Source organism: Paludisphaera rhizosphaerae (assembly GCF_011065895.1).
Taxonomy (GTDB): Bacteria; Planctomycetota; Planctomycetia; order Isosphaerales; family Isosphaeraceae; genus Paludisphaera; species Paludisphaera rhizosphaerae.
Map to the genome: position 1 here is coordinate 1 of NZ_JAALCR010000030.1, position 23,252 is coordinate 23,252.

At 66.7% G+C, this 23,252-nt stretch carries 23 protein-coding genes; 4 read left to right on the forward strand and 19 right to left on the reverse strand.

Features of this window, described 5'->3' with window-relative positions; genetic code table 11:
- Positions 1-77 precede the first annotated feature (77 nt).
- Complete coding sequence (locus G5C50_RS26610; RefSeq protein WP_165074015.1) at positions 78-1,265, forward strand: glutathionylspermidine synthase family protein; 1,188 nt, start codon at positions 78-80, stop codon at positions 1,263-1,265.
- Positions 1,266-1,453: 188 nt separating this feature from the next.
- On the opposite strand, the gene G5C50_RS26615 is transcribed toward G5C50_RS26610, so the two are convergent.
- The 5 genes from G5C50_RS26615 to G5C50_RS26635 all read right to left on the reverse strand — a co-directional run bounded on the left by G5C50_RS26615 (position 1,454) and on the right by G5C50_RS26635 (position 7,732).
- Complete coding sequence (locus tag G5C50_RS26615; RefSeq protein ID WP_165074016.1) at positions 1,454-3,181, reverse strand: ABC transporter ATP-binding protein/permease; 1,728 nt, start codon at positions 3,179-3,181, stop codon at positions 1,454-1,456.
- A 103-nt stretch (positions 3,182-3,284) separates the two neighbouring features.
- Positions 3,285-4,151, reverse strand: a complete 867-nt coding sequence (locus G5C50_RS26620) for a M90 metallopeptidase family protein (protein WP_165074017.1) — start codon at positions 4,149-4,151, stop codon at positions 3,285-3,287.
- Between the two features lie 554 nt (positions 4,152-4,705).
- Positions 4,706-5,617, reverse strand: coding sequence for an LpxI family protein (locus G5C50_RS26625; RefSeq protein WP_240907376.1), 912 nt, complete (start codon positions 5,615-5,617; stop codon positions 4,706-4,708).
- 15 nt (positions 5,618-5,632) lie between these two features.
- Complete coding sequence (lpxD, locus tag G5C50_RS26630) at positions 5,633-6,754, reverse strand: UDP-3-O-(3-hydroxymyristoyl)glucosamine N-acyltransferase (RefSeq protein ID WP_165074018.1); 1,122 nt, start codon at positions 6,752-6,754, stop codon at positions 5,633-5,635.
- Between the two features lie 261 nt (positions 6,755-7,015).
- Positions 7,016-7,732, reverse strand: a complete 717-nt coding sequence (locus tag G5C50_RS26635) for an HAD-IA family hydrolase (RefSeq protein WP_165074019.1) — start codon at positions 7,730-7,732, stop codon at positions 7,016-7,018.
- Positions 7,733-7,920: 188 nt separating this feature from the next.
- Between G5C50_RS26635 and G5C50_RS26640 the strand changes: the two genes are divergently transcribed.
- A complete protein-coding gene (locus G5C50_RS26640; RefSeq protein WP_165074020.1) occupies positions 7,921-8,106 on the forward strand; it encodes a hypothetical protein in 186 nt (61 codons plus the stop codon).
- Between the two features lie 10 nt (positions 8,107-8,116).
- On the opposite strand, the gene tsaD is transcribed toward G5C50_RS26640, so the two are convergent.
- The 4 genes from tsaD to G5C50_RS26660 form a co-directional block, all read right to left on the reverse strand.
- Positions 8,117-9,169: a tRNA (adenosine(37)-N6)-threonylcarbamoyltransferase complex transferase subunit TsaD gene (gene tsaD / locus G5C50_RS26645; protein ID WP_165074021.1), complete on the reverse strand. Its 1,053-nt coding sequence runs from the start codon at positions 9,167-9,169 to the stop codon at positions 8,117-8,119.
- On the reverse strand, positions 9,166-10,656 hold the full coding sequence (locus tag G5C50_RS26650) for a S41 family peptidase (protein ID WP_240907377.1): 1,491 nt from the start codon (positions 10,654-10,656) through the stop codon (positions 9,166-9,168). The genes tsaD and G5C50_RS26650 overlap by 4 nt, the downstream gene beginning before the upstream one ends.
- Before the next feature lie 103 nt (positions 10,657-10,759).
- Positions 10,760-12,880: a thioredoxin domain-containing protein gene (locus G5C50_RS26655; protein ID WP_165074022.1), complete on the reverse strand. Its 2,121-nt coding sequence runs from the start codon at positions 12,878-12,880 to the stop codon at positions 10,760-10,762.
- Positions 12,881-12,988: 108 nt separating this feature from the next.
- The gene (locus tag G5C50_RS26660) at positions 12,989-13,627 is read right to left on the reverse strand and encodes an FkbM family methyltransferase (RefSeq protein WP_315852338.1); all 639 of its coding nucleotides are present in this window, start codon (positions 13,625-13,627) and stop codon (positions 12,989-12,991) included.
- A 776-nt stretch (positions 13,628-14,403) separates the two neighbouring features.
- On the opposite strand from G5C50_RS26660, the gene G5C50_RS32990 reads away from it, so the two are divergent.
- Entirely contained in the window at positions 14,404-14,538 is a 135-nt protein-coding gene (locus G5C50_RS32990) for a hypothetical protein (RefSeq protein ID WP_255487551.1), read from the forward strand.
- A 210-nt stretch (positions 14,539-14,748) separates the two neighbouring features.
- On the opposite strand, the gene G5C50_RS26665 is transcribed toward G5C50_RS32990, so the two are convergent.
- The 5 genes from G5C50_RS26665 to G5C50_RS26685 all read right to left on the reverse strand — a co-directional run bounded on the left by G5C50_RS26665 (position 14,749) and on the right by G5C50_RS26685 (position 17,775).
- Entirely contained in the window at positions 14,749-15,423 is a 675-nt protein-coding gene (locus G5C50_RS26665) for a nucleoside deaminase (protein ID WP_206107871.1), read from the reverse strand.
- Positions 15,424-15,678: 255 nt separating this feature from the next.
- Positions 15,679-15,906 carry a hypothetical protein gene (locus tag G5C50_RS26670; protein WP_165074024.1) on the reverse strand — a complete coding sequence of 76 codons (228 nt, stop codon included), beginning with the start codon at positions 15,904-15,906 and terminating at the stop codon, positions 15,679-15,681.
- 56 nt (positions 15,907-15,962) lie between these two features.
- Entirely contained in the window at positions 15,963-16,184 is a 222-nt protein-coding gene (locus tag G5C50_RS26675) for a hypothetical protein (protein WP_165074025.1), read from the reverse strand.
- A 261-nt stretch (positions 16,185-16,445) separates the two neighbouring features.
- Entirely contained in the window at positions 16,446-16,640 is a 195-nt protein-coding gene (locus G5C50_RS26680; protein ID WP_165074026.1) for a carbon storage regulator, read from the reverse strand.
- 217 nt (positions 16,641-16,857) lie between these two features.
- The gene (locus G5C50_RS26685) at positions 16,858-17,775 is read right to left on the reverse strand and encodes a metallophosphoesterase family protein (RefSeq protein WP_165074027.1); all 918 of its coding nucleotides are present in this window, start codon (positions 17,773-17,775) and stop codon (positions 16,858-16,860) included.
- Between the two features lie 179 nt (positions 17,776-17,954).
- Between G5C50_RS26685 and cyaB the strand changes: the two genes are divergently transcribed.
- The gene (gene cyaB / locus G5C50_RS26690; protein WP_165074077.1) at positions 17,955-18,524 is read left to right on the forward strand and encodes a class IV adenylate cyclase; all 570 of its coding nucleotides are present in this window, start codon (positions 17,955-17,957) and stop codon (positions 18,522-18,524) included.
- A gap of 37 nt (positions 18,525-18,561) precedes the next feature.
- Here the strand turns inward: cyaB and lpxB are convergent, their stop codons facing one another.
- The 5 genes from lpxB to G5C50_RS26715 all read right to left on the reverse strand — a co-directional run bounded on the left by lpxB (position 18,562) and on the right by G5C50_RS26715 (position 23,230).
- Positions 18,562-19,806: a lipid-A-disaccharide synthase gene (gene lpxB, locus G5C50_RS26695; RefSeq protein ID WP_165074028.1), complete on the reverse strand. Its 1,245-nt coding sequence runs from the start codon at positions 19,804-19,806 to the stop codon at positions 18,562-18,564.
- 127 nt (positions 19,807-19,933) lie between these two features.
- Positions 19,934-21,331 (reverse strand): AAA-type ATPase lid domain-containing protein, encoded by a 1,398-nt coding sequence (locus G5C50_RS26700; protein WP_165074029.1) that lies wholly within the window; start codon positions 21,329-21,331, stop codon positions 19,934-19,936.
- A 32-nt stretch (positions 21,332-21,363) separates the two neighbouring features.
- Positions 21,364-22,065, reverse strand: a complete 702-nt coding sequence (locus tag G5C50_RS26705) for a S24 family peptidase (RefSeq protein ID WP_240907378.1) — start codon at positions 22,063-22,065, stop codon at positions 21,364-21,366.
- Positions 22,066-22,579: 514 nt separating this feature from the next.
- Positions 22,580-22,879 (reverse strand): metal-sulfur cluster assembly factor, encoded by a 300-nt coding sequence (locus tag G5C50_RS26710; protein WP_165074031.1) that lies wholly within the window; start codon positions 22,877-22,879, stop codon positions 22,580-22,582.
- Between the two features lie 36 nt (positions 22,880-22,915).
- Positions 22,916-23,230, reverse strand: coding sequence for a non-heme iron oxygenase ferredoxin subunit (locus G5C50_RS26715; protein ID WP_165074032.1), 315 nt, complete (start codon positions 23,228-23,230; stop codon positions 22,916-22,918).
- Positions 23,231-23,252 lie beyond the last annotated feature (22 nt).

Consider the following 23,252-nt stretch of genomic DNA (forward strand, 5'->3'; position numbering starts at 1 on the left):
GGCCGTCGTCGTCTCGGATCGCTTCGCACGAATATCCACACGTCGATCCGTACGATCGACTCACGAAAGGCCCCTCGATGCTTCGCATCACGACATCCCCTCGGCCCGACTGGCGGACCGCCGTCGAGTCGAAGGGGCTGCTGTTCCACTCGCTCGACGACCAGCCGTACTGGGATGAGAGTGCGTACTTCCTCTTCGAGGCCAACGAGATCGACGCGGTCGAGAAGGCGACTTACCAGCTCAACGAGATGTGCCTGGCGGCCGTCGAGCGGGTGATCGTCGACGGTCGACTCGGCGAGCTGGACATCCCTCAGCGGTTCCACCGGTTCGTCGCCGAGAGCTGGGAGCGCGACGAGCACACGATCTACGGTCGGTTCGACCTGGCGTTCGACGGCAACGGCCCGCCGAAGCTCCTGGAGTACAACGCCGACACCCCGACCTCGCTCCTGGAAGCGGCGGTCATCCAGTGGTACTGGATGCAGGATCTCCTCCAGGGTCGGAACGATCGCGACGTCTTTGACCAGTTCAACAGCCTGCACGAGCGGCTCCTCGGCGCGTGGACGCGAATCCGTCGCGAACGCTCCAGGCGGGTCGTCTTCGCCGTGCTGGACGATTCGATCGAGGACGTGATGACCGTCGCCTACCTGCGCGACACGGCCATGCAGGCGGGGCTCTCAACCGAAACTCTGGCAGTCTCCCAGATCGGCTGGGACGCGCGCCGGGGGACCTTCACGGACCTCGCCGAGCGGCCGATCGACCTTCTGTTCAAGCTCTACCCCTGGGAGTGGATGCTCCGCGAGGAGTTCGCCCAATTCCTCCCCGGGGCGAAGACCCGATGGCTGGAGCCCCCCTGGAAGATGGTCCTGAGCAACAAGGCCATCCTGCCCATTCTTTGGGAGATGTTCCCGAAAAGCCCGTACCTCCTGCGCGCGAGCTTCGATCCGATCGGCGGCGACCACGTCGTGAAGCCGTTCTACTCCCGCGAGGGGGCGAACGTCGCCGTCGTCCGCGACGGCCAGACCGTCGCCCAGACGGACGGCGACTACGCCGACGGCCCCCAGATCTACCAGGAGTACCACCCCCTCTGGACCGAGGACGGCCGTCACGCCGTCATCGGGAGCTGGATCGTCAACGGCTACGCCTGCGGCCTGGGCGTCCGCGAGGACGAGGGCCCCGTCACGCGCAACACGAGCCGATTCCACCCCCACCTCTTCCGTGGCAACCGCTACGCGAAACCGCCGGTGATCAGAGCGCAGACCGCTTGAATTGCACACGGGCGGAGGAGAAAGGGGACTGGCTCCCGGCGCGAGGGCTTTGGCTCTTGGGATCGACCTGGCGGCCGGGTGCCTGTCCCCTTTCTCCGGGCATCCCCAAGGCCGCTTCGGAGGAAAGGGGACAGGCACCTCCGCTGCGCTGCGGAGCCAGTCCCCTTTCCCCTTCGCTTCTCGGATCTTCAATGAGAGTCCTGGGGACCCGCAGCGGTCGCCGCCCCGGCGGGGACGACGCGGTGGCCGCCGTCCTCGGCCAGTTCCAGGGCCGAGTCGTGGAGGTCGATGAGGTCGTGGTCCTCGGCGAAGCTGACGTAGGCGATCGACGACTCGGAGAGCTTCTCCAGGAGCGGCCGCACCTGGTCGGCGGGGAGGGCGTCGGTCACGTGGTCGAAGATCGCGTAATCGGGCTTCGCGAGCAACAGCCGGGCGAACGAAAGCCGTTGCTGCTCCCCCGAGGAGAGGGCATGGGACCAGTCGTGCTCGACTTCGAGCCCGTCGAGCCGCTCCAGCGCCGGGCCTAGCCCGACGGCTTCCAGCACGGCGATCACCTCAGAGTCCTCCGGCAGTTGGACCCCACTGGGTCCGCCGAGTTCGAGCTGGTCGCGGAGCCGGCCGGGAACGAGCAGCGGGCGCCTCGCCAGAAAGCAGACTTTCTCGGGCCGGACGATCCGACCTTCCCCCTCGGTCCAGAGCCCGGCGAGGGCCAGGAAGAGAGCCCTCTTCCCCTGGGGGTTCGGTCCGGTCACCAGCAGCTTCTCGCCGGCCGAAAGGTCGAGCGAAAGGTGGCGGACGAACTCGCGGGACTCGTCGCGAGGGTCGCGGAGCGTCACCCCCTCCAGGACGATCCGATCGCCCCGGCCGTCGACCCGAACCGCCCCCCGAGGCCGATGCTGGGCCCGATCGACCGACTCGACCAGGGCGTCGATCCGTGAGCTGACCGCGGCGAACGACGAGAGGGTCTCGAACTGGGTGATGATCAGCGACAGAGCCCCCAGAACCTGGGCGAACGCCATGGCCGCCTGCGTCACCACGCCGAATTCGACCTTCTGAGCGAAGTAAAGCGGCGCGACGATCAACAGGGGGATGATCTGGATCATGTAGTTGTACGCGCCCGTGAACATGACCAGGTTCCGGGTGACGCGAATGATCAGCCCCTGGTTGCGAGCGAGAGCCCCGAGCCGGGCGTGCAGGGTGGAGGCGAGCCGGGGCGAGGCGTCGGCGACGGCGATCGCCTCGGCGTTCTCGCGGGCCCGGACCAGGGCGTACCGGAGGTCGGCCTCGCGCTGAAGCTGCGCATTGTTCAGCCGGACGAGCGGACGCCCCAGCAGGATCGCCGTTCCGGTGCCGAACCCGGCGTAAACCAGCGCCGCCAGGACCAGCCAGGGGGTGATCGACCAGAGGACGCCGAGGAAGCTGACCGAGGTGATCGCCGCTCCCAGCGACAGGACGATGAACGCCAGGGCCGTCTGGGTGAACATCTTGACGTCGTCGGTCATCCGCTGGTCGGGGTTGTCGACCTCGGCGTCCTCGTTGATCCGATAGTAGGCGTCGTTGGAAAGGTAGCGGTCCATCAGCCGCCGCGTCGTCCACTCGCGCCAGAGGAGCCGCAACCGTTCCTCAGAGAACCGGTTGAAGGCCGCGATCACGGCCGACGTCAGAAACACTCCCAGGTAAGCGAAGGCGAAGAACACGTAACGCCCGCGGTTGCGGTCGGCGATCGCCGTCATGAAGTCGCGGCCGATGTAGCTGTTGACGACGTTCAGCCCATTGAACGCGACCAGCAGGATGAACAGGGCGACGATCCAGAAGAGCGCCCGGGGCCTCGACTCGGAGCCGAGGAACAGGCGGATCAACCGAAACGACTCCTTCAGAGCTTGCTTGCGCTGGTTTGCGGCAGTGCTGGTGCTCATCGTGTCCTGTCGGGCGGGAGGTCGAGGGCTTTGATTGAGGGCCGCTAATCGTTAGCACAATCAATGCCGAGAACACTGGCAGGCCCCCCCGATTCGGCTCGCCTCAGCGTCGCCGGCCGGGGCGAAGCTCCTTGGCGTGGTAGACGTCCGTCGGGATCTTGTGGTCGGCGTAGACCTCGGCGAGCAGGTTGTAGAGCTTCGGGTCGTAGTCCTTCAACTCGTCGGGCGTCATCACCCTGCGGCCCTTGTCGACGTATTCGTAGTTCGACCAGAACCACGTTTGAGTTCCCTCGGCCCAGTACTCGGCGACCGTGTTCGCCGCGTAGCTCTTCTTCCAGAGGCCGGCCTTCATCGCCTCGTCGTAGGTGGAACGAATCCGCCGGTAGAGGTCGGGATCAGCGCGGCGGATGCCGACGTCCATAATCCCGTGCGAGAACTCGTGGACCAGGATGTTCTCGCCGAAGTAGCGGGTGCCCGGGTAGCCCAGCAGATTCTCCTCGGCGCACGAGGTCGGGTTGCCGCCCATCCCGCGAGCGCGACGGTCCCAGTATTCCTTGTCGGTGAGCTTGCCGATGCGTTCCTCGTAGTGCTGGCGCTCGTCGTCGGTTAGCCGGGGGTCGTCGCGGGTCGGCTTCTTCCAGTTTCTCTGCTCGGGGAGATCCGTGGTCGATTCGGACTGCGCCATCACGATCACCCGCATCTTGCGCTGCACCATCGCCTCGCGGAGGTCGCCGCGCTTCAGGAGCATGTGATTGACGATGTCGCGCGCCGCCAGGATCGCGGCGTCGGGCACCTTCTCCGAACCGACGACGGTGATCCCGTTCGCATCGACGTACTTCTTGTAGAACGGGTCGAGCCCCAGCCCCTCGGGCACGGCGATGACGTTGGCGGCGACGTGATCGGCAATCGGCGGGTCGTCGCCGGTCACCGCGAGGAATGCCAGCAGGGGGATCAGGCTCGATACGATCATCCAGTCCTCGCTCTCGGGGCGGGTGTCCTCGCCGTCGTCGCATCGGACGGCCTGGCAGGCTGCAACGATCGTATCAATCGAGCACGCCGAGATTCCACCAGCACGGCGAACCGGAAAAGCCGTCGGAGACCACATTCAAGACAGAGGATTCGTCCTCAGCGGCTCATTCTCAATTCGGTTCGCAGGAGAGAGGCGAGCGAGGCCGCGCTCGTCTCATGCCGAACGAAGCCAATGACCACGATCGCCACAAAGTTCATGGCACCAACAAGTTAAATCCGACAGAAACGTGCCGACATCGCGACGATCGAAGCCAAAGCGAAGCCTGACTCGGCATGAGCGCGCGGATCGGCGACGGCCGCCAGGTCGGCCCGCGCCGGTCCATGGACACGCAAGCGTGGCCATGCCACCCAGCGCCGAGGGAGGGCCTAAACCAGATGTGAAAAGCGCGCGAACGAACCCGACCGTGGGGTCGGGTTTCGTGTACTCAACGCTTTGCCGCGGAAGCCGTTGCGTCCGACGGGTTCGACCGCGCGGTCCGGAGAACGAAGCCGCCGTCAGGCGGTGAAGCCGTCGCGGACGGCGATGATGGTCATGCCGTAGCGGTCGGCGAGGGCGACGACGTCGGGCTGGTCGACGACGATGGTCTTCTCGGCCTCGATCGCCAGGACGCGGGCGCCGGCCTTGTGGAGGTTCTCGACCGTGGTCATGCCGATGGTGGGGACGTCGAACCGCATGTCCTGCTGGGGCTTGGCGACCTTCACCAGCGTCCAGCCGCCGGCCTTGCAAAGGCTGCCGGCGCGGTCGATGCAGCGGTCGGTTCCCTCGATGGCCTCGATGGCCAGCGTGGCTGCCTCTTTGACGGCCACAGACTGGCCGACGTCCAGCCGGCCCATCTCCTTAGCCATCGTCCAGCCGAAGGCGATGTCCCGGCGCTCGTTGGCGGTCGGCTGGCGACGGGTCAGGACGCCTTCCTGAACGAGGAGTTCCGGAGCGTAGTCGAGCGCGGAGGTGAAGGTCATTCCGTCCCTCTTGAATTCGGCGATGACGGAGAGCAGCAGCGAGTCGTCGCGGTTGTCGGCCCGGTCGCGGCGGTACCACCACTGGACCGTCCGCAGGTCGGGACAGAGGTGGAGCCATCGCATGGGGGTGTAGATCACGTTCTTGGTGACCTTGCCCGCCATGACGATCTCGGCGGCGCCCCGGCGGCGGAAGGTCCGAATCATCCGCCCCATCTTGGCGACGCCCACGACGTCGAAGGTGGAGCAGATGTCGCGGAGTTCCTCGGAAGCCTCGTACTGGATCCCCACACAGGCGACCGCGAAGCCCTGACGGCGGGCGGCCTCGGCGAAGAGGATCGGGAACCGGCCGCTGCCGGCGAGCAGGCCGATGGTCCGCTCCGCGGGGGGCGCGGCGGCCCGGCGAAAGCGGCCCATGCGGCTTCGGGTCGCGTCTTGCAGGGAAGGCACGTCCTGTCTCCCTCGTCAGAAACCAGTCGGATCGGCGTTCTCGTCGTCGCCCTCGCTGAAGCCGACGGTCCCGTCGTGGCTGGGGGTCATCGGCAGGAGCGCCGAGACGGCCTCGATCTGGGCGGTCAGCTCGCGGAGCTGCTTGTGCATGTCGGGGAGCCGGGCGATCATCTGGAACAGCCGGCGCTGTTCTCGGACGGGGATCGCCGGCGAGCCGAGCACCTGCTGGCCGCTGGGGATGTTGCGGTGGACGCCCGCCTGGGCGCCGACCACCACGCCGTCGCCGATGACCGTCTTGTCCTTGATCCCGGCCTGACCGGCCATGACCACGTAGTCGCCCGTCTTGCAACTGCCGGCGATCCCCACCTGCGAGCAGAGCAGGTTGTGGCGGCCGATCTGGTTGTTGTGGGCGATCATGACCAGGTTGTCGATCTTGGTCCCCTCGCCGATTCGGGTCGCCTCGAAGGTCCCCCGGTCGATCGTGGTGTTCGCGCCGATCTCGACGTCGGAGCCGACCTCCAGCCGCCCGGTGTGCGGGACCTTGACGTGCTTGCCGTCGGCCTGGCGGTAGCCGAAGCCGTCGGCGCCCAGGACGGCGCCGGCGTGGACCTCGACCCGGTCCTCCAGGACGACCTCCGCGTAGAGCACGGCGTTGGGGTGGACGACGCAGTTGCGGCCGACCTTGGCGCGGTCGCCGATCACGGCCCCGGGGTGGATGGTCGCGCCCTCGCCGATCTCGGCCTCGTCGCCGATGTAGGCGAACGGATAGATGGCGGCGTCGCGGCCGATCTTGGCGGTGGGAGCCACCCAGGCCTGCGGATGCACGCCGGTCCAACGGACCTTGGTCCCGCCCGACAGATGGGCGCGGACGGCGATGAACGCGGCGATCGGGTCGTCCACCTCGATGACCGCCAGGTCTTCCTTCATCGGCGGTCGCCGATTGCGGAAGTGGGGGCCGACGATCGCCGCCGAAGCCGGCGAGGTTCGCAGCAGCTTGGCGTAGCGCTCGTTCTCAATGAACGTGATGTCGCCGGGCCCCGCCTCGTCCACGGGCCGGGCCGAGCGGATGGCGACCTTGCCGTCGCCGACAAGGCGTCCGCTGACCAAGGCCGCGAGCTGTTCGACCGTTGCGACCACTGGCGATTCCTTTCTTCCCTGAAAGGAGCAGACCAGGCACCGGGGGACGAATCTGGGGAGTCGAGCGAGGGGCTGTCCGGTCTCTGGAAATCCGTTTCCGTGGGACCTGCGTGCCGTCCCGATCCGTATTCGGCCTTCCCGGCCGTGCGGGAATCTAAACCAACTCGCCCCGACAGGCAAGCCGAGTCGATTCCCGGTCGAACCGCGTCGGGACCGCCGCGATTCTCTCTCTCGTCCATCGTCCAGGAACCGCCCCGAACTTCAGGCTTCCGCCCCCCGCAAGATCGCCAGGGCGGAGAGGTCGGGGATGTTGGCCGGGTCAGCGGGATGTTCGCCGCGGCGAGTCAGGTGGAGCGCCGAGAGCCCCGCCCGACGAGCCCCCAGGACGTCGTTCTCCAGGTCGTCCCCCACCGAGAGCACCCGTTCCGGCGGCAAACCGAGACGCTCGCAGGCCGCACGGAAGAACGCCCCATGGGGTTTGCGATAGCCGACTTCCGACGAGACGACGATCAGCTCGACGACCTCCGCCAGCTCCGGCAGGCCGGCGACGACCGCGTGCAACCGGGAGTCGAAGTTCGAGCCGATGCAGACCCGCATCCCGGCCTCTTGGACGGCTTCGACGGCCGGGACCGAATCCGGGAAGACGCTCCACGATTCAGGACGGCCGAAATGGTCCCAAAGTTCGTCGAACGCCCGATCCGGCTCCGGGACCTCGGGAAGCACCCGCCCAACGATCGCCCGCCAGCGCCGGCGTTCGACAGACTCGTCGGTCGAGAGGACGCCGTCCGCCCCCTGGACCAAATCGTCTCCGAACGCCGCGTTGAACCGGCCTCGGACCTCGTCAGGGTTCAGCTCGATCCCCTGGCGTGCGGCGGCGTCTGTATAAGCCGCGGCGACGGAAGGCGTCGGCCTGATTAAAGTCCCCACCGCGTCGAGGACGATACCCTGGATACGTCTCCAATTCGGTTGCGTGCTCATCGACGTCCATCGGCTGGCATCGTGGATTGGCCCGGAGGTCGATCAGGTCTCGCCCGTCGCCCCCACCCGGCCGGCCCGACAAACTGGGCAAGCCGCGTCAACATTGTCGGACCCGCAAGGCTTCGGGGGAAGGCGGTTTTCGGTCTTATTTCGGCCGCTCCTCGTCACGATCAACATCGGAGGCCGCCATGCGTTCACCTCACCACGCCCCGAGCCCGGTTCGGCAGGGCCCTCATCTCCAGGCGCAGGCCCTCCCGCCCGGCCAGATTCAGGCGCTCGACCGCCGCCGGACGCTCGACCAGCAGCAGAACGCTTACAGGGGGATGCACACGCCCGGCCGGAACACCGATCCGGGCCGTCGGCCTCCCTCGTGATCAGGATCGATCAGGCCTGACGCTTCGGGCGGACGAGCCCCGCCGCGACGTCAACGTCCAGGTCGGCGACCTGCCCGGCGGCCAGCTTGAGCAGGGCGACGCCGGCCATGGCGGCGTTGTCGGTGCAGAGGGAGAGGGGGGGGATGAACAACTCCACCCCCATCGCGTCCATCGCCGCGGTGAGCTTGTCGCGAAACCGCCCGTTGGCCGCCACGCCCCCGCCCACGCCCAGCCGCTTCAGGCCGGTCTGCTCCAGGGCCTGTTGCGCCTTGGCGACCAGAACGTCGACCACCGCTTCCTGGAAGCTGGCGGCGAGGTCGGCCGTCAGTTGCGGGGACGGCTCGACAGCCCCCTTCTCCTCGTTCTGTCCCCGAAGCGCGTACAGAACGGCCGTCTTCAGGCCCGAGAAGCTGAACGCCAGCCGGGGCTCGCGGAGGAAGGACCGAGGGAAGCGGAAGGCCTTGGGGTTCCCCGACTTCGCGGCCCGTTCGATCTCAGGCCCGCCGGGGTAGCCCAGGCCGAGGAGGCTGGCGACCTTGTCAAAGGCCTCGCCGGCCGCGTCGTCGATCGTGCCGCCGAGCAGTTCGCAGTCGAGCGGGCCTCGACAGGCGTAGAGGCTCGAATGACCGCCGGAGACGACCAGCCCGACGCAGGGGTAGACCTCTCGATCCGGGTGGGCGAGCTGGCAGGCGTAGAGATGCCCTTCCAGGTGGTCGACCGCAATGAGCGGGACGTCCAGCGCCAGGGCCAGCGACTTGGCCGCCGTCAAGCCGACCACCAAGGCGCCGACGAGGCCAGGGCGCGTCGCCACGGCGATCGCGTCCACATCCCTCAGCCCGAGACCCGCCCGCTTCAGGGCCTCGTCGATCATGGGGACGACCTCGCGAACGTGGGCCCGAGAGGCGATCTCGGGAACCACGCCGCCGAACCGTCGATGCAGGCCGACCTGCGAGGAGACCACGCTCGACAGGATGCGCGGGACCGATCCCCTGAGGGGTTCGGTCCCTTCCAGCACCGCCGCGCCGGTCTCGTCGCAGGTCGTCTCAATCGCCAGCAGAATCACGCGGCCTTCTTCTCCTCGGCGGGAGCGGCCGGAGCTTCGAGCTTCTTCTTGAGGACTTCCAGCGCCTTGTTCATGACCTTGTCCACGAACGGCGGGGCGGCGTCGGGAGGGGCGACGACCTTGGGGGGCTCGGGCTTGGTCGGGTCAGCCGCGGGCTTGTCGTCCTTGGGGACGTCCTTGGTCTCAACCTTTTCCTTGTTCTCCTGCGCCTTGGCCGCGTCGGACTGGGCCTCGACGGGCTTCTTGGGGGCGTTGAGCTTGGCCAGGGCCGGCAGGTCGCGGGCGCGACGGGCGATGAACCAGTCGCGGTACTCGCGGGGGGTGAGCTTCACCTCCATGTCCGGGTCGGGCGAGACGCCCCACTTGTCGGTGGTCTTGGCGTCGCGGAACCGGTGGATGTTCTCACCGGAGGGGCGATGGTAACTCGCGACCGTCAGCTTGAGGACGCTGTTGCCGTCTTCCAGCTCCAGGATGTTCTGGACCGAGCCCTTGCCGTAGGAACGGTGGCCGACGACCGTCGCCCGCTTGTGGTCCTGCAACGCGGCCGAGACGATCTCCGAGGCCGACGCCGAGTTCTGGTTGACCAGCACGACCATGGGCAGCTCCTCGTAGGGGCTGTCGTGCTGGGCTTCATAGGACTTGGGGATCGTGTTCCGTCCCTTGGTGCTGACGATGGCGCCGTGGTCCAGGAACAGGTCGGAGACCTCGACCGCGGCCGTCAGCAAGCCGCCCGGGTTGTCGCGCAGGTCGAGGACCAGGGCCTTCACTCCCTCTTCCTTCAGCGTGTCGAGGGCCTTGCGGACGTCCTCGCCGGTCGACTGGATGAAGTTGGTGATCCGGATGTAGCCGATCTTCTTGTCCTTATCGAGCATGAAGTCCCACGAGCCGTCCTTCTGGCGATGCTCGCCGAGGACGCTGGGGACCTCGATCACGGCGCGGGTGAGCTTGATCGGGGTCGGTTGTTCGGCCCCCTCATGCAGGACGTTCAACTGGACGTCGGTGCCGGGGCGGCCGGTGAGGGTCTCCACGGCCTTGTCCGAAGTCATCCCCTCGGTCGAGTGGCCGTCGATCTCCAGGATCAGGTCGCCGGCCATGATGCCAGCCTCGTAGGCCGGGGTGCCGACCATCGGCGAAATGACCCGCAGCCGGCCGGTCTCGTCGTCGATCCCGACCTGAATGCCGATGCCGCCGAACTTGCCCTCGATCTGCTTCCGGAACTGCTGCCACTCGCCCATGTTGATGTAGGACGAGTGCTGGTCCAGGTGCTGGAGCATCCCTTCGAGGGCGCTTTCCAGCAGCTCCTTGCGGTTGACGGGGCGGACGTAGTTGGCCTCGACCTTCTCCACGGCGTCGACGAAGAGGCCGTAGAGTTCGAGCATCTCGTCCTTGGGCTTGTCGGCGTGTGACGACGCGCCGGCCCACCAGCCCAGGGAGCTGAGAAGAGCCGCGGCGGCCAGGGCCATGTAGATCCGTCTCCGTCCCAACATTGGCGAGCCTCCCATGTTGTCGCTCCGCACCGCCCCCGACCCGCACCCGGATCGGGCGGTTCTCCAAAGCAAGTCTAGTCGACGTTCAGGGAAAGGGGCAAGCTCACCCAAGATTCGGCCCGGCCAACGCTGCGACCACGTCCGCCACCCCCGACACCGGCGCAAGGCAGGTATGGTTCCGGCAGTCGTAGAGCGTGACGCGGTCGCCGATCGGCGGGCGGTCCTTCAGAAGAGGGATCAGATGGGCGAGGGCCTCGCGATCCTCGACGGGGGCCGGGGCGACGACGGCGTGGGGGAGGAGCCGGAGGTAGGCCGTGTCCAGGACGGCGTCGAAGTCGGCACGGGAGTCGCCGGCGACGACGGCCAGTTCCCGGGTCGGGGCCAGCAGGAAGTCGAGGGCGATCAGGGTCTGGCCGCCGGCGGCGGGGGCCGATTCGAGGACCGTCGCGGCGGCCTCGACGGCCTCGCGACCGGTTCGCTCGAAGTCCTCGCGGCCGGTGAGAGCGGCCAGGCGGAGCAGGGCGGTGGCCGCCATGCCGTTGCCGGATGGGGTGGCGTCGTCGAAGAGGTCCTTTTGACGGGTCAAGAGGACTTCATGGCTCGCACCGGTGAAGAAGAAGCCGCCGCGGTCGGCGTCCCAGAACTCGGCGATCAGGACGTCAGCCAACTCAATCGCCCCGGCGATCCATTGCGGGGTTCCGGTCGCCTCGTAGAGCCGGGTCAGGCCGTCGATCAGGCATGCGTAGTCATCGAGATAGCCGTTAAGCTTGGCGACTCCATCCTTATAAGTGTGCAACAGTCGGCCGTCGTCCGCGCGGAGCCGGTCGAGCAGGAAACTCGCGGCCCTCTCGGCGGCCTCCAGGAACCGAGGCTCGGCCAGCGCCCGGCCCGCCTGCGCCAGCGCGGCGATCGCCAGGCCGTTCCAGGAGACGAGCACCTTCGTATCCTTGGCCGGCGGCACGCGACGATCCCGGACTGCCAGCAGCGCAGCGCGGGATTCGGCCAGTTCGGCTTCCAACTCCTCGGGATCGCGGCCGAGCGCCTTCGCAGCTTCGGCGATGGGCTTCGGCAGGTTGAGGATGTTCTTCCGCTCCCAGTTCCCCGGGGCCGAGACATCGTAGGTCAGGGCGAAGTTCCGCCCCTTGTCGGGGCCCAGCACCTGCAAGACCTCGCCCAGAGACCAGACGTAGTACTTGCCTTCCTCGCCCTCGCTGTCGGCGTCCTCGGTCGAGTCGAAGGGGCCCTCGGGTTCGGTCATCCGGTCCAGGATGTAGCCGAGGGTCTCTCGCGCGGTCCGAGCGAACGAGGGTTCGCCCGTGGCCTGGTACGCTTCCACATAGGCGGAGGCGAGCAGGGCGTTGTCGTAGAGCATCTTCTCGAAATGAGGGACCAGCCAACGCTCGTCGGTCGAGTAGCGGGCGAAACCGCCGGCGAGGTGGTCATAGATCCCGCCGCGAGCCATCTTCCCCAGCGAGAGCGTCGCGGCGTGCAAGGCCTGGGCGTCGCCGGTCCGGGCGTACTGTCGCAGCAGGACCCGGATGTCCATCGGGTGGGGGAACTTCGGCGCGTGTCCGAAGCCGCCGTTGTGGACGTCCAGGTTGCGGAGCAAGGCCTTCGCCGCGCGGTCGAGGAGCACTTCGGACAGCTCGCCCGAGCCGTCCGTCGATCGGCCGACGTCGGCCGCATTGCGGAGGTGCTCGGTCATCTCCGCGGCGCTGCGGCGGATCTCGTCGCGACGTTCCTCCCACGCCCGATGGACGCTCAGCAGGACGCGAGGGAATCCCGCCATCCCGCGCGAGTCGGTGGGGGGGAAGTAGGTGCCGCCGAAGAACGGCTCCAGGTCAGGAGTCAGGAAGACCGACATCGGCCAGCCCCCCTGGCCGGTCAGGGCCTGGACGGCGTTCATGTAGATCTGGTCGAGGTCCGGGCGTTCCTCGCGGTCGACCTTGATGTTCACGAAGTGGGCGTTCATGATCCGGGCGATGTCCAGATTCTCGAAGCTCTCCCGTTCCATGACGTGGCACCAGTGGCACGCCGAGTAGCCGACCGACAGGAAGATCGGCCGGTTCTCCGACTTCGCCAGCGCAAGCGCCTCCGGTCCCCAGGGGTGCCAGTCCACCGGGTTGTGCGCGTGCTGAAGCAAGTAGGGGCTGGTCTCCCCCTTCAAGCGGTTGGCGGGCCGATCCGAGGCGTCGCTGCGATCGTGGCGTGCATGTGATGACATGCCGGGATTCTATGCCGCCAGTCGGCGACTTTCTATACGAGTCCGACCGCCCGCCTCGGCTTCGCTCAGGCCTGGCCGCCTTTGAGATGAGCAACCGGACCGAGACGATCAGGCGTCGATCAGCCGTCGAGAAATGTACGAGTGCTCGAAGCCCCTCGGGGAGATGTAGTAAGGGACGAAGTGGCGGTCGAGCTTCGCCAGGGCTTCCCGAAGCATCGCAGGCCCCTGGGGAACGCCGCGGTGGTGCCACTCGATCAGCAGTTGGTCGATCGCGTCCGCTCGACCGCAGATCTCGTCCATGAGGCCGAACTCCGCCCCCTCGATGTCCATCTTGAGGACGTCGATGTGATCGTGCCCCAGCGAGTTGAGGATCGTCCCCAGGGTGCGAGTCTCCGCAAGGAAGCCCCCCGACGATTCGGAGCCCTCGGCGGTCAGTGAGGCGTAACCGCCGTCCACCGAGTCGAAATGCACGGTACCGTCCGTCGTACCGATTCCATACGGGAGCAACCGAAAATTGGCCGGCAGATCTCTCCGTTCGAGATCGCGAAGCGCCCCCGGGAGCGGCTCGAACCCGAAAACCTGGCACCCGTATCGCTTGATCAGGTCGAGGTCGAAGCTAATGTCCCATCCAAGACCAAACGAATAAACGATCGACTGAGGACCCAGGAGATCACCGCGCAGAACCCAGGTCCCATCGCCTTCGCCGGCCTTGACGACGGGGTACCGGCGAACCGGCCGCACCCACACGTCGCGACCGAGGAAACAACGCCGAATGTAGAACAACCGCTGCTTGAGATCCTCGAAACCGGCCAAAGGCGATCTCCTTCGTCGATGTGACCAGGAAAGTCCAGGCAAAACTCATTTCGCCCGATCGTGACACGTGCTGGAGGATCTTCTTCCTATCTGCCGCAAGCCCGAATGAAGCAAGACCGGACGACTCTTGAGACCGCCTGCCTACTCTCCGGGAGGAATGCACTGAACGGGCCGAAATCTCTCGCCCTGAAGTCGGTGCGGAGTCGGCTCAGGCACTCAAAAGAACTCGTGCAACTACATTTTCTTGTCTTGAACCAATGCATCGCCTCCGATTCGTCAAGGTACTCGCTCCCCTTTCAACGTGCAAGCCTCCATTCGTACGCCCCCCTCGGTTGTATTTCGGGGTAAACACGACAGGCTCGGCCCGACCTGTTCACGACTTGCAACCAGCGCAACCGAGACCCAAGTGGCTCAAATAGGCGGATTCCAACGTTCAGCCACGATTCCAAACCGGCGGCCGGCGCCAGCAGGGACCGCCGCGGATACGGCAGGCTCGCAACTCGTCGGCGCCGATGGGCGGCGGACAACTCGCTGCCAGGCCAACCGCCGTTGACGTGGGAGGTGCTTCACCTGTTCTGACGCCGACGATCTCGTACGTATCGTGGCTCACGTATACGCCGATCTTCGTCAACCCGAGGATGCTGGCGTCATCACGGGCGACGACAACTCGGCGACCGCCGCTCCGACGAAGCGGCCTGACGGCTTCCGGGTTGTTCCCCGGCCGACCGGCGGACGCCTTCGGCACGGGCCTGACCTGGACCTGGTTGAACCGCGACTACACGGCGGGGCGCGACTTCGACTTCAACGTCGAGAGCCCCATTCAACTGGCCCTATCCAGTTCGTGAACCAGAAATATTACAAGATGTCCACACGATGCGGCGTCGTCTTCCAGACAGCCCTCACGGAGATCCCCGACCCGGAACAGAACTCGGCGATCCCTGCGGCGTTCACCCTTTCGATGAGGTGGATCGTCCTGTACTGAGGCTCTGCGCAGATCGAGGGGTGGTCGACGCATCATCGCACCGACGCCCCCCGATGCGCCCTGACAAGCGTCGTCAGTAGTCGACCTTGTCCTTGCGATTATGGTACTCCTTCCAGACCTCCACAGCCTCGTCGCGCAGCAAGGACTGCTGGGAGATCGCGCGATCCTTGGCCGGCGAGGCGAACTGGGCGTAGATGAATTCGTCGTCGAAGTTGCCGTACTTCTTCGAATCCTCGACCTTGGCCCCGTAGAGGATGCCGTCGACGCCGGCCCAGTAGGCGGTGGCCAGGCACATCGGGCAAGGCTCCGACGACGTATAGAGAATGCAGCCTTCCAGCTTGGGCTTCTTCAGCAGAGCGCAGGCCTGGCGGATCGCGTGCATCTCGCCGTGCCAGGTGGGATCATTCTGGGCGACGACGTGGTTCATCCCGTCGGCGATCACCGTTCCCGATGCGTCTACGATCACCGCGCCGAACGCGCCGCCGGTTTTGTATTCGACCCCGGCCTTCCGGGAGTTGGCGATCGCCCGGCGCATGAACTCCTCATGCTTCGCCTTGGGAAAGCGGGCGTAAACCTGTTCGGCGGTGATCCGCGGAGCATCGCTGGGGACCTGGATGAAGCCCATGGTCGTCCCGGACGTCGCGCCGGGCGCCATCCAGAAAAGGCCGAGCGGAAAGCCCAGGCCCAGAGCCAGTCCCAGGGTCATCCGACGGATACGAACGCTCGGGCTCGGACGGGATTCGCTCATGGTGTACCTCTTCGGGTTCGAACTCCACCGCCGAACGTCTCGCGAAACCGCTCGACACGACGGGCGATCCAACCTGATCGCTCCCCACGCTGGTGGGAACCTACAACGTCCCCGCCTCATGTGAGAATGAGAATCGATTGAGCGACCCGCCGGATTGATGAGAGGCGGGAGCGGCCGCTGATTGAGGTGGGCGCAGCGCTGCGGCGATCGCGCGAGAGGCGATGGAGTGAGAGAGGCGCGGCGATCGAATTCGAATCAGACCTCGCTGGCCAGCGAGTAGATGTTGTGACCCTCGCGACGAAGCTTGCCCTCGGAGGCGAGTTCCTCCCAGATGCCCGGAGGGTGGCCGGCGGGTGGGGTGATGCCGCCGATGCGCGAGGTCTTGCTGCCGGGACTGAGCCCCGACTGATCGTCAAGCCGGGCGAGTTTCAGGCGCTTCTTGAAAGCCTTGTACGCGCGCTTGCGTTCCTCTTCGGTCGACATGTTCAAGCCCCCAGAGGCGGCGGAGGGAGAGGGGTTCCGCCGGCGATCGGGATCGGTCAGACAGCGTCGGCGAGGCGGCGGCTGACGACGTCGAGCAACCGCCTCACGTCCTCGGTCTCGAAGTTGTGGTTGAATCGGACGCTGAAGGTCTGCTCTTCCGATTCAGCCTGATGGTTGCCGGCGGCGTCGCGGGAGTGGACGACGACGCCATGAAACGAGGAACGGCGGAGGATCTCTTCAAGGAGATCCTCGGTCGCGTAGAGCTCCAGCTCGCGCACGGTCATTCTCGTCCTTGATGAGAATGGAAGGAGCCCGACCGATCCCCCGCGCCCGCTGCCGTTGCGGTGCCGCAACCCGGCGTCGACGGTCTCCGAGGGATTATTCTAGCCGCGCCTCGCCGAGCGTGGAAGGTCAAGACCGAGCACGCTTCGACCCGTGCATGAAAATGTTTCGATACCTGTCGGCGACCTCCGCATCCTGGACGGCCGCCGAACTCGATCATCCGCAGAGGCGCCGGCTTGAGGCGGCCTCCAGCGGCCTCACGACGAGAGCGACGACAGCAGGACGTCGCGATAGGTCAGAACCCGAGACCGCTCTTCCCCGCACTCGACGGTCGAATCGTCCGGATACTCGATGGCCAACCGCACATGGTCGCCGCGAATCTCCACGACCGTGACGACCACGTCGTCGCCGATCACGACGCCTTCGCCCACTTCCCTGGGGATGATGATCACAGTCCACCTCGCAGCAAGGTCCCCCGGATCGAACCGCGGGCCGCCTGGGGAGGGGCGGCGGGCGGCGACGACCCCCCGATTGTATCGAGGCGCCCCCCCCCGTCAATCGCTCGCCGGGCCTCGCGACGAAGCGCCCTGGGGACGCCCCAACTTGCGCATCCCTGAACGCCCTCGTTTCCGCCCCGCGCGTCGGCTCTCGACGGCGCTTTCCGATTCATCAAGCGCCGCGCCAGGTCAGTTCGACGCGCTCGCCGTCGCGGGTGCGCTCGCCGCCTGTGCAGTTCAACTCGATCGTCGCCGCGGAGCCGTCGCGCCGGGGCTCCAGTCGACACCAGCCCAGCGGCTGAGGCGTCTCAAAGTGGTAGGCGACGGCCGGAAGATTCACGCAGTGGACGCCGTCGACCTCGCTTCGCTGCCAGACGTGAGTGTGACCGAACAGCAGCGCCTTCACCTGCTTGCGCGGCCTGATCACGTCCATCAGCGCAGCGGTGTCCTGCAGGGCTCCCTTGGGGGGCTCGGGCGTGGGGGACGGGTGATGGTGCATGAGGACGAGGGTGGGGACGTTCGGGGCGGCGTCGAGCGTCTTCGACAGCCAGGCCAACTGCCCCTCTCCAACGACGCCTGGCACGTCGTTCACGTGGTCAAGTGTGTCGAGCATCGCCAACCGCAGTCCGGCGGCGTCGACGACGCTCGCGCAATGGCCCGCGGCCACATCGTCATGCCGGTCAATCGCCTGGCGGAAATGATCGCGGTCGTCGTGGTTGCCGAGCGTCAGGTGGACAGGGATCCCCCGTTCGCGGATCGGCTTGAGAAGAGAGAGGAACTGGGAGTAATCGCCCGACTGGCCATCCTTCAAGGCGAGATCGCCGAGGACCGCGACGGCCGCAGGAGGCTTCGGCTGCGCCAGGATGTCGTCGACGACGGCCCGGAGATTGGCGCTGAGATTGAAGTGTTGACGCACGACCTTGTCGGGCGAGGCGTCGATGTGGCAGTCGGCCAACAGCGCGACGTAGCCGCCGGGCTCGTCGCGAAGGGCCAGCGCCGCGCGGGCGCCGGGGACGGTCAGGGCGGCACCGCCGAAGGCGAGGCTTTGGAGGAAGGCGCGGCGGGAAGTCGGGGGCAGGTGGATCGGCATGGGATCGCTCGCGGGCGGCCCGATCGGTTCCGGCTCCAGGCCGTTCGTGATCCGGGACCGCGTCCTGGGGTTTGACGGGCCACTCGTTCGGCGTTGGAATGGTCAGGGCCGCCGCGATCGACGGCCCCCTCTTCGCATTCATCCTGACCGATCGCCAGTCGTTTCGGAAGGTCGCGCCCATGGGATATGAGGTCGAGGTCAAGTATCGCGGGGTCGACCACGACGCCCTGGCCCGTGCACTTGAGGCACTGAAGGCGGAGCCGCTCGGTTCCGTCGACGAGGAGGATCTGTACTACAACCATCCCGCGCGCGACTTCGCCGCGACCAACGAAGCGTTCCGCATCCGCTGCATCGGCGACGACAATCGGATCACCTACAAGGGCCCCAAGGAGGCCGGGCCGACGAAGACTCGCGAGGAGATCGAGATCTCCTTCGAGCCTGGCGAGGAAGGCCGTGAACTGCTCGCCCGGATGTTCGACCGCTTGAGCTTTCGCCGCGTGGCCGTCGTCCGCAAGCGCCGGACGTCGTATCGGCTGACCTTCCACAACCGCGAGGCCACCGTCACGCTCGACCGCGCCGAGGACCTGGGCGACTTCGCCGAGGTTGAGACGCTCGCCGAGGATCGCGAGGATCTCCCTCGGGCGCAGTCCGCCGTCCTGGAACTGGCGGCGAAGCTCGGCCTCTCCGAGGTCGAGCCCCGTTCGTACCTGCGGATGCTGCTGGAAGGGAAGTCTCGGGCAAGGGAGTGAGCGCGCCGGCGCCTCGGCGCGCGACGATCGGAACGGCTCAGGCCTTGGCGTCGTCCACGTCGGCCGACTCCAGGCTGATCGGCCGGGAGGAGGCGTGCGGCCCGCGATAAGGCGCCACGGCCTCAGCCGGGTCGCGGAGCCAGGCGAGGATCCGATCGGCGGCGCGTGAGGTCGCGCCGGGCCGAGCGGCCGTGTATCTCAGGGCGGCCAGCGCCGAGGTGGCGCGGGCCATCGCCTCGGGATCGCTCAGCCAACGTTCCGCATGTCGGACGAGTTCGTCGGAGACGTCCTGACTCGTCAGGTATTCGGGCATCAGTTCGGCGTCGGCCAGCAGGTTGACCAGCGTGATGTATTTCGCCTTGATAAACGGCCGCGCGATGACCAGGTCGATCGGCCGCACCTTGTACAGGATGACGGTCGGCAGCGCCTCCATCATCAACTCCAGGCTGACCGAGCCGGAAACCGACCAGGCGACGTCGGCGACGCGGATCAATTCGGGCGTCCGCGCGGCGTAGATTTCCAGATCCGGCGAGGGGAGCCCAGAGCATCCCTGGAGAGTCTCGGCCACGATCTCCTCGGCCAGAACGCGGTGCTTCTCGTGCAGGCAGGCGACGGCGAACCGGACGTCGGGTCGCTTCGCCGCGAGCTTGGCGGCGGCGCGAACCAGGATCGGCAGGTTGCGCTTCAGCTCGAGCGTCCTCGAGCCGGGAAGGATCGCCAGCAAGGGACGGCCATGGGCCTCCTGGGCGGTCGTGAACGTCTCGTCGAGGTCGCGGTCCTGAAGCTCGTCGAAATAAGGATGCCCGACGTGAACGGCGTGCTTGACCCCGCGCTCGGCGTACCAGGCGGGCTCGAACGGCAGGCTGCAGAGAACAAGGTCCACGAACTCACGGACCTTCTTCACCCGCCATCCCGCCCAGGCCCAAAGCTGGGGAGGGACGAAATAGAAGACCGGGATCCCGCGAGCCTTGGCGCGGCGGGCGATCCACCAGTTGAGGCCCGGGTAGTCGACGAGGACGACGGCGTCGGGCCTCTCGTCGCGGAAGCAGCGGTCGGCCAGGACGATCAGCCGGACGAACGTGACGATGTTCTGGAAGACGCTGAGGAACCACATGACGGCCAGGTTCACCAGCGGGTATTTCAGCTTCGCGCCCGCCTCGGTCATCTTCGGGCCGCCGTAGCCGGTGAACTCGGCGTCGGGGACCCGTTCGCGGAGGGCGTGGATCAGGTTGGCGGCGTGCAGGTCGCCACTGGGCTCCCCGGCCGAGATGAAAATCTTCATCGGTGTCTCGCTTCCATGCACAGAGCGGGGGAGGACAGGCCGACTTCCTAGCCCGCCTGATATCGCTCGCGTTCACTACCAGAAACACAGAGCGTTGAGAAGTCGAACCGTCGCCCGGCTCAACTCGTCATTCCTCGTCGACGTCCGGAAACCCCAGTTCCTTGAGACGGCGATACAGACGAGGCCGCGAAACGCCCAGGATCTCGGCGGCGCGAGACTTGTTGCGACGGGCCCGAACCAGGGCGTTCTCGATCAACCTCCGCTCCACGTCGGTGAGGATCTCGTCGAGCGGCCTCGGCGGAGCCGGCCGGGGCGGGGGATAGGGGTCGGCGAGGTTTCCACGGACGTCGGCCGGGAGGTCCTTCTCGTCGACGAGCGTCCCGACGCCCTGGCCGTGGGCGTGTTCGACGACCCTCGCCAGTTCTCGCAAGTTCCCCGGCCAGTGATAGGCCGTCAGGGTCGATTCCGCCGCCGACGTGAACCCGGATCGCTGGACTCCGCCCCGCAGATTAAGGCGTTCCAAAAAATGCTGAGCGAGCAGGGGGATCTCGTCGCGGCGGTCGCGCAGGGGAGAGAGGCGAATCGTCATGACCGAGAGAGCCAGGAAGAGGTCTCGGTGCAGGGTCTCGGCGAGAACCGCGGCTTCGGGTTCGGCCGTCGTGACCGCGAGGATTCGGACGCGGTGGTCGCCCGCCTCCAGAGCCCGAGCGAGCTTCGCCTGAAGATCGCGGGGCATGGCGGCCAGGTCGCCGATCAGCAGCGAGGAGCCGTCGGCCGCGGCGAGTCGAGGAGGTGCGACAGGTTCGGCCTCCCCCTCGACCGCCGTCGCGAACAACTCCCGGTCGAGAACCTCGGGAGGGAGGGCGGCGCAGTCGAAAGCCCGAAGCGACGGGCCGGTGAGTCCACCGACGGCCAGTTGATGCACGGCTCGCGCGGCGTGTCGTTTACCGGTTCCTGGTTCGCCGACGAAGAGGACCGGTCGACGGACGGCCGCGGCGACTCGGATTTGCTCCATCAAACGACGATGCGCCGGACCTGTTCCCACCATCGCATCAAAACCGAAACGGTCGGCCAGCGAGGCCCGGACGTCCATCAATCGGACGCGGAGCCGATGGCCCTCCGAAATCGGGGCGTCCGGCGGCTCGGGATCCTCGGCGTCGAGGACTCTCCCCAACATCCCCAGCAGGAAGCCCTGAGCGTCGAGGAACGGGAGAAACGCCAAACGACGGCGGAGACGGACGCCGTCGGGGCGGACGAACATCGTCGTGGTCGTCGCGGCGCGGCCGGCGAGCGCCTCGGGAGGCGGCGAGAGCCCGGCCGCGAAGTCGACGGCGTCCCCCGCGCCCGTCGAACCGTGGCCCAGACACTCGACACCGACCAGGACGTCGGCGGCCATACCGGTCAGTTCCTCGAACGCCGGATTCACCCACGCGATGCGGAGGTCCGGGTCGAGCCAGAAGAGGGGATCGCGTGCCGACCGCCAGACCTGCTCCGGCCGAAGCGAGGAGGGGCGAGGCGACGGCATGACGGAATCCCTCCCTGACGAACGACCGGCGATCAGGCTTCGTCGAATCGACTCCACGACCAGACCACCCGGCCGACAAGGAAGCCGGGGACTGCCTCACTGATATCGATGGGGATCAGCGGATGGGCGCGGCCAGGTTGGTTGGGGCGAAGGATCAGGTGTCGGCCGCTGCCGTCGAGCCAGCGGATCATCAGTTCGCCGTCGTGCCGCACCGCGACGATCTTCCCCTGAAGATCGGACGGATCGGTGTCGCTGCGGTCGATCGCGACGATCGAGCCCCGCGGCAACATGGGATTCATGGCGTCGTCGGCTACCTTCACGGCGATCGTCGCCGAGGGGTTGGGGAGCCACTGACGGAAAGCCATCACCCGACCCACGGCCAGCGCCGGGTCGACCACCGGCCCCATCAGGTCTTCAGGCAAGAAGACAGGCACGGCCAGGAACTCGCCGTTCTCCGGGCACGTGTGCAACTTCCCGTCGAGTTCGACGGGCGGATGAACCGCCCGCTCACGCTCCAGTTTCTCCAGGCCTCGACGAATCAGCTCGATCGGCGAGAGGTCGGCTACCGGCCGATCTTCGCTCGCGGAGGCGTACCGAGCCCCCTCCCCCGATACGAGATAATTAGGCGACGCCCCCGTCAGCTCGATGAAAGCCAACAGGATCTCGGCGGGAACCGTCACGCCGGTTTCATAGTTGTACCAGGTGCGCGCCGGCAAATTCAGCCGACGAGCCAACTCAGGGCCCCCGTGGTCGCCGAAGAGTTCCTGACGGATCTCCCGAAGTCGACGCGACAGAGCCGATCTAATCGTAAGCCGAACCTTTGGTGTTTTTTTCCGAGCCACGGCGCTCGTTCCAATTTAAGGGAGCCGCTCGGCCCCAGGATGTTCCAGGTCAAGCCACATAGGCACACGAAGAATCGCCTCGGCGCCACAGCCGGCAGGGTGCAAACCCTCCCCACGAGCAACCTTCGGCATTCACCCTTCCGTCCTGGCGGCTCAAGGTATCACACACCGCCGGTCCCGTCATTAGAAGACAGCTTTATGTATCAAGAAGGGTAGCCGGATGTCGCCATTTAGCAACCTCCAACCGCGCATGCGTTTCTGATTCCACACTCGTTGCCTTTTCGAGCCGGCAAAATGGCGAAAATTCAGCGCATAGGCGATCTTCCAGGCTTCGGAAAGCCGGGCGCACGGAGCCTGATTAGGGAAAGAGGCGATGGCGGCGGGGCGGGGCGGGATAGGGAACGAATTAGAACATTCCGAGTTCGTCGCGGGCCTCGTCAGACATGCGATCAGGGGTCCATGGCGGCGACATCACGAGCTTGACGTCAACCTTGGACACCCCTTCCACCTTCTCCAGAGCGGCCACGGCGTTGCGGAGGATCTCCGGGCCCATCGGGCAGGCGGGGGAGGTCAACGTCATCTCGACGGCCACCTGGTCCTCCTCGGTTTGAACCGAATAGACCAGACCCAGGTCGACGACGTTGACGTTCAGTTCCGGGTCGACGACGGTTTTGAGGGCCTGGACGAGCGCGTCGTGGTCGATCATGGGGGTTCCTTCGGAAGTGGCGCGGGGGATGATCGATCAGTCGTCGAGCCGGATGTAGACGCCGTCGTCGCGGACCTCGACGGGATGAGCCGGGACCGGCTCGACGGCCGGGAAGCAGAGGACGGCGCCAGTGCGGACGTCGAATCGCGCCCCGTGGCGGGGGCATTCGATGCAGGTTCCGTCCAGTTCCCCATCAGCGAGCGGTCCGCCGTCATGCGTGCAGACGTCGTCGATGGCGTAGTATTCGTCGCCGATCCGGAAGAGGGCCACGTCGCGGCCATCCACCTCGACGACCTTGCGGTCGCCGGGGGCGAGTTCGGACGCCTCGGCGATTTTGACGGTTTTCAACATGGCAGGATCCCCGACAGCCTGG

Excerpts from the sequence above, each read along its gene's own strand:
- G5C50_RS26610 (WP_165074015.1), top strand. The coding sequence starts at position 78 with ATGCTTCGCATCACGACATCCCCTCGGCCCGACTGGCGGACCGCCGTC.
- G5C50_RS26615 (WP_165074016.1), bottom strand. The coding sequence starts at position 3,181 with ATGAGCACCAGCACTGCCGCAAACCAGCGCAAGCAAGCTCTGAAGGAG.
- G5C50_RS26620 (WP_165074017.1), bottom strand. The coding sequence starts at position 4,151 with ATGATCGTATCGAGCCTGATCCCCCTGCTGGCATTCCTCGCGGTGACC.
- G5C50_RS26635 (WP_165074019.1), bottom strand. The coding sequence starts at position 7,732 with ATGAGCACGCAACCGAATTGGAGACGTATCCAGGGTATCGTCCTCGAC.
- G5C50_RS26640 (WP_165074020.1), top strand. The coding sequence starts at position 7,921 with ATGCGTTCACCTCACCACGCCCCGAGCCCGGTTCGGCAGGGCCCTCAT.
- G5C50_RS26650 (WP_240907377.1), bottom strand. The coding sequence starts at position 10,656 with ATGTTGGGACGGAGACGGATCTACATGGCCCTGGCCGCCGCGGCTCTT.
- G5C50_RS26655 (WP_165074022.1), bottom strand. The coding sequence starts at position 12,880 with ATGTCATCACATGCACGCCACGATCGCAGCGACGCCTCGGATCGGCCC.
- G5C50_RS26665 (WP_206107871.1), bottom strand. The coding sequence starts at position 15,423 with ATGAGCGAATCCCGTCCGAGCCCGAGCGTTCGTATCCGTCGGATGACC.
- G5C50_RS26670 (WP_165074024.1), bottom strand. The coding sequence starts at position 15,906 with ATGTCGACCGAAGAGGAACGCAAGCGCGCGTACAAGGCTTTCAAGAAG.
- G5C50_RS26685 (WP_165074027.1), bottom strand. The coding sequence starts at position 17,775 with ATGCCGATCCACCTGCCCCCGACTTCCCGCCGCGCCTTCCTCCAAAGC.
- cyaB (WP_165074077.1), top strand. The coding sequence starts at position 17,955 with ATGGGATATGAGGTCGAGGTCAAGTATCGCGGGGTCGACCACGACGCC.
- lpxB (WP_165074028.1), bottom strand. The coding sequence starts at position 19,806 with ATGAAGATTTTCATCTCGGCCGGGGAGCCCAGTGGCGACCTGCACGCC.
- G5C50_RS26700 (WP_165074029.1), bottom strand. The coding sequence starts at position 21,331 with ATGCCGTCGCCTCGCCCCTCCTCGCTTCGGCCGGAGCAGGTCTGGCGG.
- G5C50_RS26710 (WP_165074031.1), bottom strand. The coding sequence starts at position 22,879 with ATGATCGACCACGACGCGCTCGTCCAGGCCCTCAAAACCGTCGTCGAC.
- G5C50_RS26715 (WP_165074032.1), bottom strand. The coding sequence starts at position 23,230 with ATGTTGAAAACCGTCAAAATCGCCGAGGCGTCCGAACTCGCCCCCGGC.